Below are 1,076 nucleotides of genomic sequence, written 5' to 3'. Positions count from 1 at the left end.
CAGCGCGTGAGCGACATCATCACGGAAATCACGGCCGCCAGCAGCGAGCAAAGCGTGGGCATCGACGAGATCAACCGCGCCATCGGCCAGATGGACGCCGTCACGCAGCAAAATGCGGCGCTGGTGGAAGAATCGGCGGCGGCCGCCGAATCGATGCAGCACCAGGCGCATAACCTGGCGCAGGTGGTCAGCGTCTTCAAGTTGAATGGCCAGCAGACGCTGAAACGCCCGGCAGCGCCGCAAACCGCCTTGCGCCTCGGCTCACGCTGATATCGGCTTCTGCCTCTTTTTTATATCGTCTGGTTCCGCTTTTTTAGGATATTCACATGAATTTGTTAAGAAACGTCAGTATTGGTGTGCGCCTCGGCCTGGGTTTTGCCGTGATCTTGCTGTTTTCCATGCTTATTACCGGCATCAGCGTGTGGCGCTTGCATGACGTGGCCACGGCCACGCGCACCATGATGGAATTGCCCTTGGCCAAGGAGCGCTATATTTCCGACTGGTATGCGAAGATCGACAGCGGCGTGCGCCGCACCACGGCCATCGCGCGCAGCAGCGACACGACCTTGGGCGCGTATTTTGCGGAAGAAGCCAAGCAGTCGTCGGTGGTCTCGGGCGAACTGCAAAAGAAAATCGAAGCCTTGATTTCCAGCCCGGAAGAAAAGGAACTGTTCCGCCTCGTGAGCGAACAGCGCAAGGTCTACCTCGATTCGCGCGCGCAAGTGTCGAAGCTGAAGGCGGATGGCCAGGAAGCGGAAGCGGAGAAGGCGTTCCAGGGCATCTTCGTACCCGGTTCGACGCAATACCTGAAGGTGGTCAACGACATGCTGCAGCACCAGCGCGCCAGCATCGACACGACGGCGCGCGAGATCGACGAAGTGGCCAACACCAGCCGCAACCTGCTGCTGACCCTGGCCTTGCTGGCGCTGGGCTTTGGCGTCGTGTGCGCCTGGCTGTTGACGACGGGCATCGTGCGCCCTTTGCGCACGGCCGTGGAGATTGCCCGCAAGGTGGCCGATGGCGACTTGACGGCGCAGATCGACGCCAGCGCCAAGGATGAAACCGGGCAATTGCTG

Annotated in this window: 1 protein-coding gene and 1 pseudogene; both read left to right on the top strand. The window is 60.6% G+C overall.

Going from position 1 to position 1,076, the window contains the following annotated elements:
* Positions 1–270: pseudogene (locus tag BLU39_RS18580) on the top strand (hypothetical protein); the annotation flags it as partial.
* 56 nt (positions 271–326) lie between these two features.
* On the top strand, positions 327–1,076 hold a 750-nt coding region (locus BLU39_RS18575), incomplete at its 3' end, for an MCP four helix bundle domain-containing protein (protein WP_139178370.1).

The sequence above is a fragment of the Janthinobacterium sp. OK676 genome (assembly GCF_900103595.1).
Lineage (GTDB): Bacteria > Pseudomonadota > Gammaproteobacteria > Burkholderiales > Burkholderiaceae_D > Janthinobacterium.
Note: the sequence above shows the minus strand (reverse complement) of the source record. Positions and strands in the feature narration are given on the sequence as shown.